The 6,902-nt window shown below is 26.1% G+C and carries 8 protein-coding genes; 6 read left to right on the forward strand and 2 right to left on the reverse strand.

The window, feature by feature from the left end; all coding sequences use genetic code 11:
• Positions 1 to 265 precede the first annotated feature (265 nt).
• The 3 genes from MHZ36_RS14170 (at position 266) to MHZ36_RS14180 (ending at position 2,924) form a co-directional block, all read left to right on the forward strand.
• A complete protein-coding gene (locus tag MHZ36_RS14170; protein WP_239232313.1) occupies positions 266 to 607 on the forward strand; it encodes a hypothetical protein in 342 nt (113 codons plus the stop codon).
• A gap of 30 nt (positions 608 to 637) precedes the next feature.
• Entirely contained in the window at positions 638 to 1,237 is a 600-nt protein-coding gene (locus tag MHZ36_RS14175) for a DUF5819 family protein (protein WP_239232314.1), read from the forward strand.
• A 1,279-nt stretch (positions 1,238 to 2,516) separates the two neighbouring features.
• Positions 2,517 to 2,924: a sporulation protein gene (locus tag MHZ36_RS14180; protein ID WP_239232315.1), complete on the forward strand. Its 408-nt coding sequence runs from the start codon at positions 2,517 to 2,519 to the stop codon at positions 2,922 to 2,924.
• Positions 2,925 to 2,963: 39 nt separating this feature from the next.
• Here MHZ36_RS14180 and MHZ36_RS14185 read toward each other — a convergent pair whose 3' ends face one another.
• Complete coding sequence (locus tag MHZ36_RS14185) at positions 2,964 to 3,764, reverse strand: ABC transporter permease (protein ID WP_239232316.1); 801 nt, start codon at positions 3,762 to 3,764, stop codon at positions 2,964 to 2,966.
• A 137-nt stretch (positions 3,765 to 3,901) separates the two neighbouring features.
• Positions 3,902 to 4,219 (reverse strand): hypothetical protein, encoded by a 318-nt coding sequence (locus MHZ36_RS14190; protein ID WP_239232317.1) that lies wholly within the window; start codon positions 4,217 to 4,219, stop codon positions 3,902 to 3,904.
• A 173-nt stretch (positions 4,220 to 4,392) separates the two neighbouring features.
• On the opposite strand from MHZ36_RS14190, the gene MHZ36_RS14195 reads away from it, so the two are divergent.
• From MHZ36_RS14195 to MHZ36_RS14205, 3 genes are all read left to right on the forward strand, one after another.
• Positions 4,393 to 5,241, forward strand: coding sequence for a hypothetical protein (locus tag MHZ36_RS14195; RefSeq protein ID WP_239232318.1), 849 nt, complete (start codon positions 4,393 to 4,395; stop codon positions 5,239 to 5,241).
• A 305-nt stretch (positions 5,242 to 5,546) separates the two neighbouring features.
• Positions 5,547 to 6,476, forward strand: coding sequence for a proline dehydrogenase family protein (locus tag MHZ36_RS14200; RefSeq protein WP_239232319.1), 930 nt, complete (start codon positions 5,547 to 5,549; stop codon positions 6,474 to 6,476).
• Positions 6,477 to 6,545: 69 nt separating this feature from the next.
• A partial coding sequence (locus MHZ36_RS14205; protein WP_239232320.1) for a replication initiator protein A occupies positions 6,546 to 6,902 on the forward strand: 357 nt, incomplete at its 3' end.

The following is a 6,902-nucleotide window of genomic DNA, read 5'->3' on the forward strand; positions in this document are numbered from 1 at the left end:
TAATCCTATTATTAAAACAAAATACATAAATATTATAAATGGCGATAGATTACTATTACCAGAAAACCATTCAATGGATATGTATATAAACCGTAAGAAAAAAATCCATAAAATTATGTTAAAAATTATGTTTTTCAAAATTCATTCACTCCTTATTGTAAAATGTAATCTATTATGCTATTTTATAATTAAAAGATTTTAATTAAAATCTTTTAATATTGTTTATACATATAATAACAGAAGAATTAGAAAAGGGTGAGAAATTATGATGAAGAGAATTATTATTTCTTTGTGTTCCGTAGTTGCTTTTGCACTATTTTTACAATTTAATTCAAAAAGTACTAATGATATAAAAGCCTTTCAATGTAATAATATAGAAAGTAAAGATACGTTTAGTGCTAATACAAATTCAAATAGTGCTGAGCCAAGAGCTTTAGGTTCAGTAGCTAAGTGGGCAGGGAACATAATAGCAAGTGGCGTAGCTTATGATGTAGGTAAAGCCGCTGTCAAAGGTGGGTGGAAGCGCTCACAAGAATCTGCTAAGAAAGTAGGTAAAGGCACAGGAAAAAAACGAGGAGCATCAGCAGGCTATTCTGCTTGTTACTAATCCTTTTAACTGTCAAGGAGATTTAAAAATATGAGAAAGGTAATAATTTGTATTGTATCTTTTATAGCAATAATCCATATTTATAACACTTTTATTTATAATCTACCAGATAACCCTTACAAGGAGAAGCACAGTAAGTATTCTGATTTTTATATGCTTCCATTATTTGAACAAAATTGGACACTTTTTGCACCCACACCTGTAAAAACTAATAACTCTATAAATGTTAGATATGCAGATTCAGAAGAACAATTAAAAAATGCTAAATGGACGAATCTTACTAAATATTATCAATCAGATTTTAGACACAGATATCTACATAAAAGCTTTTATAAGAATACTATCATTACACAGTTAGAATCAGATGTATTAGAAGCTATAGAATTGAAAAATGAGAAGATAATTTCATATGAGGAACAGAAAAAAGATAAAAAGGTAAATGATTTATATAAATTTGTTTATAAAGAACTAGCAAAAAATTCGGTGGATCCTAAATTTATGCAGATTGCTTATGAAATTGAATATTTTCCAGAAGTTGGAGATAAGAAGTCTAAAAATGAAATTAGAATTGAAAAATTGCCAATTTATGCCACAAAAGATTGGAGTAAATACAGTGAAAATGATAAATAAGTATATTGATTTTATAACTTTGAGGTCCTATAACTTAATAGGATTAAGTATAGTCAGGATTGCTATAGGTGTAATTACCTTACTTATATTACTTGCAAATTTTCAAACGAGATTTGATCTTTGGGAAAATAGCTTGTTTAATACAACACATATTCACTTAAATCATGTAGGCATAAATATATTCTATTTCGTTTTAGTATTATCATGTATCATATACATATTAGGTGTAGAAAGTATTATTTTCAATATTTATATATACATAATGATTTATCTGTTGTATGGGTTTAATAATTATATATTAGATGGTGGTAATAACATATTAATTATTGTTTTATTTTACATGATTTTCACCCGAAATGCCCAATATTTTTCTTTATATCAAGGTGGAAATTGTTCACAATTTAAAAATTGTATCCATAATATATTTTTATTTTTGATTTTATTTCAAGTATGTGTTCTATACTTTTTCGCGGGTTTTGCAAAAGCTAGAGGAGATATGTGGTTTAGTGGGATTGCTCCATACTACATATTTCAAATAGATACTTTCACAATGGCGTGGGTAAAGGGGTTATTCAATTTTGTTATAAATAGTACACTTCTACTACTTATAATTAGTTATTCTGCAATATTTATGCAGATGCTTTTCCCAGTTTTGATTTTTAACAGAATAACAAAATTAATTGTTGTGATTGGAAGTATTGGATTTCACATTAGTATAATTTTATTTATGGGATTAGTTACATTTGGACTAATTATGATTTCCTTAGATTTATTATTTATTAATGATTTTCAATATAAGAAGCTTTACAGAAAAATAAGAGAGAAAAGGTACATGAATATTAAACAAAAAGGTGATTATATTTGATAATGAGTGTATCACATGCAATTCATTTGTTAAATGGATAATTAAAAAGATAAGAAACAAGAATATATTTTTTCTTCAAGAAATAATGAAAAAATTGATTAAGTTAAACTACAATTTTGAATTGAAAGACTCTATTATTGTATTAAATCAAAATTAAAAGGATTGTCTCCTAAAAATTTTAGGAAACAAACTTTTGAAATATTATACTAAAACCAAATTACAACTTTTGGGGTTCAGTACAGCATTGGGTTTAAATATTTGTTAAAAAAATTGATTAGGTATTTAGTGATATTTTAAATAAGATAACAGTTATTAAAATACTTAAAATATTACTCAAAGACTAACAGCACTTTCATTAATTTAATTAGATTAAAGAGAAATAGAAATGGGTAGCGTTAAGTGAGGTGATGCTTTATGTTTGAAAAATTATTGAGTTCTTTTGGTGTGAATAATTTAAAAGTAGATACGAAAGTTAAAGGCGATAAAATAAAAATAAATGGTAAGTTATCAGGAACGATTTATATTAAAGGTGGCGCAACTGAAGAAGTAATAGATAAGATAGAATTAAAATTGATTGAAAAAATTAAAAATGACGACGCAACGAGTGATTTTAAAATATTAGAAAATGTAGTTGATCAATTTGAAATTAAAGAATTAATAAAAGTTAGCGAAAAAGAAAATTTGAATAAAAGTTTTACCTTTAACGTTAGTTATGAAGATTTAAAGCAAAAGCCCAAAACATTAACTTTAAAAACACATGTGTATTTAGCTAGTTCAATAGATAATTATGATGAGGATGAGCTAAAAATTATATATCATTAAAAAGGCGAACCCAACCTATGAGTTGGGTTCGCTTTATTTTTACATAAAATCAGCAAAGTGATCTCTATATCGCATGTGAAGAATTGACCCGATAATAAATAGTACAAGTACCAATACAACATTATAGATTGCTATATGCCAATGAGTAATAAAATACCATTCATGATGCAATACTGCTGCTCTATATCCTTCTGCTAAAAAATAGATTGGATTAAATTGCATGACTTTTTCTACAATAGCATTATTAGGTAGGTATAAAATAGATGAAACAAAAAAGATAATTCTCATAAGTGATTGCATTATCATTTGAGTATCTCTTATAAGTACACCAAGTGTTGATGTGACCAATGCGATAGCCATAGTCAATAATAATGAAAAAGGTACGTATAATAGTAGTTGTAAAGTATATATACTAGGATGATAGCCACCAAAGAAACAAATCATCATAACTAATATTAATAAACCGATATGTCCATAAAATCGACTGACCACGATATAACTGGGGATTATTGAAATTGGAAAATTCATTTTTGCCACTTGATTGAATTTTGAAGCGATCGCTTTAGTACCTTCTAATACACCTTGGTTAACGAAGAACCACATACTAATACCAACAATTAACCAATAAATGAAAGGAACACCTTCCATCATACGATTACTTCGGAAACCTAAACCAAATACAAACCAATACACAGCAATTTGCATAGCAGGATTTATCAATTCCCATGCAATACCTAAGTAATTACTGTGATTTGATATACGTAATTGGAATTCTGCTAATCTTTTAATAAGATAAATGTTTTTGATATGTTCTTTAAATACAGTCCATATTGCGTTCATTTTTTTAAATCTCACTTTCCTATAGCTTCAATATAATTATATTATAGTTTAGTTATAATTGAAATTAGAGATAATTATGATTAAGAAATATTTGGAACATTATTACTCAATTTTATCGTTTATATTTTTAGAAAAAGTTATTTTAACTTGGAAACTAAGGCATTATATTTTGATAAAAATGATTTGGCATCATTATTGTTAATGTGTTTGAAGTTCCAAATCTCATTGCTACTATCTGTTAAATAAATCTTACTCAATAATAATCCACGATGTAAGTTTAATTTACAGATATTATTTATTTCAAAAGTATTAGTTAAGTTGTTACCTTTTTTTAAATCCGTAGCGTTAAAGACAATTTTGTCTGAATACAAGGTTAGTATGCCTGGTATAGCTTGTGCAGTGAATATTTGTTGTGCGGCATAAATTGAAATAATCGATTTGTTATCAAAGTTCAAATAATCAACTCCTTCTTTGTTCATTATTATAAATAACCAAAGTAACTTTTCAATAATTTTTAATGAATATCTCAAAATTTAATAATTAAATTTTATAATTGCTACAAGGTTGTTAGTATTAAATTGTATGATTATAATATGATTAATATATAGAAGAGAAAAGGGGAGTAAAATTGAATAATAAGAAAAAGGCAAATATAAAAAATCAACTTCAGCATGAAAATTTTGAATCTAAGCAAAGGAGTATCACTAAATATATTATAATTATCTTTTCATTCTTAATTTTTTTCCTGATTGTTATAGCTATTCTATTTGGTGCTTATAAATTTATAGCTAATAGCTTTGCTGATTCAGGTAATGTAAAGCAGCAGCATAATAGTAATACTTCAAAAAAAGATGTTCCTAAAATTAATGTTTTGACTCAAGATTTTCATCAAACGTATATGAATAAAAATAGAGTACATTCCTATAAAAATATAGCGGTAGGAGATAGTAAAAATAAAATAGAAAATAAATATGGTAAAGGTAAAAAAGTGAGTGATATTGATAATGAAGAAGTAACTAAATATGGTGATATTGGTATTACATACAAGGAAGGAAAAGTTAAGCGTTTCTTCGTTATACCTAAAGATACAACAATACAATCATTTACTAGCTATTATGGACAAGCTACAAGTAAGGATGATTCAGGAAATTATATTTATGATGATGATAAGAATAATAAATTTATGATTAAAATCTTTACTGGACAAAATGGTGAAATTGAAGGAATAGAAAATGTAGAAGCCAAAAATAATGAAGTAGACTTTAGTGATGGTATTAAAAATAAAGCTGAAGCGGAAGCAGTTGCGAAACGCGTATTAGGATTTAGAAATATAAAGATAAAAATTGGAGCAATTTCTGATACAGATACATCATACAAAGTGAAATACGGAAAAGAAGATGAAAAAAATCAAAATAGAGAATTGAATATTAGAAAAACAGATGGCCTTACTACTGGTGACACTACTGCTAGCGATTAATATTCAACAGATAAAATTAGAAACAATTATTCAATTAAAAAATGTTAGTAACTTTACAAAAATACTATCCTCAAGTCTTTAATAAGATAAAAGGGTAGTGTTTTTTTACTTTAAAAGGTTTGTTATGAAACTTAACAAATTCACTTTATTGTCAGTTAATATTACATATTATGTAATATTTATTACCTTAAATTTTATTTTTACAATTTACCGATATATGATGTAGCTAATAAAGATAATATCTTTATGAATATTGGTTGTTTTTGAATGAAAGTTGTATATTGCAAAATTTAAGGAGGTATTCTATGACAGTTATTAAATCGTGTCTCTTTTCATTATCCCAAAATTCAAATATAAATAAAATCGCTAATAAAATGGGGCCGAAAATAGGTATTAGATCATTTATTGCTGGAACAAATTTAAGTGAATTAGAAACTAATGTTTCACACTTAAATGAAAATAATATTGCAGTTACCATAGATAACTTAGGCGAATTTGTTTATTTTGAAGACGAAGCACGAAAGGCAACTACAAATATTATTAAAGTCATAGAAAAAATTAATGAAAAAAACTTAAATGGTCATATTTCTTTAAAGCTTACTCAAATAGGTTTAGACATTAGTTTAGAATTGTGTGAAAAACATTTAATTGAAATTTTACAATGTGCTTACGAATCAAAGGTATTTATTAATATTGATATGGAGGACTATCAGCATCTTGATTCTAGTTGGCAAATTATTCGAGCTTGCAAATCACAATATAGTAATTTTGGTACTGTAATACAAGCAGCACTTTTTAGAACTGATAAAGATATTAATTGTAATAAAGATATGAGATTAAGAATTGTTAAAGGTGCCTATAAGGAAAATTCAAATGTGGCTTTTCAATCATCAAAGGATATAGATAAACACTATCTAAAATTATGTAAAGCACATTTAATGAATGGTAAATTCACTTCAATTGCAACACATGATCACAATATAATCAATGAGTTAATCAAATATATTGAAGATAATCGGATTGATAAAAATAAATTTGAATTTCAAATGCTATATGGATTTAGGACGAATTTGCAAGAATCATTAGTTAAACAAGGATTTCAAGTTTGTGTTTATATGCCATATGGAAAAGATTGGTATGGTTATTTTATGAGGAGACTAGCTGAAAGACCACAAAATATTAACTTAGTAATCAAGCAATCATTGAGTAAATTGTTTATAAAAGCAAACGTATAATTTTGGCTTTTTCAGGAAATGGTAGCAAAAGGATGAACATAACCAATTATTTAGAAAGTGGTGTAAACCATGTCAAATATATATTATACAGATAATGACACTAACAGTTTAGATTATTGTTTAGCTCCTAAAATATTAATGTATACGGACTATTATATTAATATGAGTACAGACGCATTTAAACTCTATATTTTTTTACACGATAAATTAAAAATAAGTATTAAAAATGGTATGAAGAATGATAAAAACCATTACTTTACTTTTATGTCAGATCAAGAAGCAGCAGATCTTTTTTATTGGTCAAAAGATTACTTTAAACAATTAAAATCAGAATTAAAGGACTATAATTTGTTATGCGAAATAATGACAAATCAATATAAGCACAGTATTTTATATTTAAAAAAATGTAAATGTTCTCAACTAGAA

Source organism: Staphylococcus sp. ACRSN (assembly GCF_022346615.1).
In the GTDB taxonomy this organism is placed as follows: domain Bacteria; phylum Bacillota; class Bacilli; order Staphylococcales; family Staphylococcaceae; genus Staphylococcus.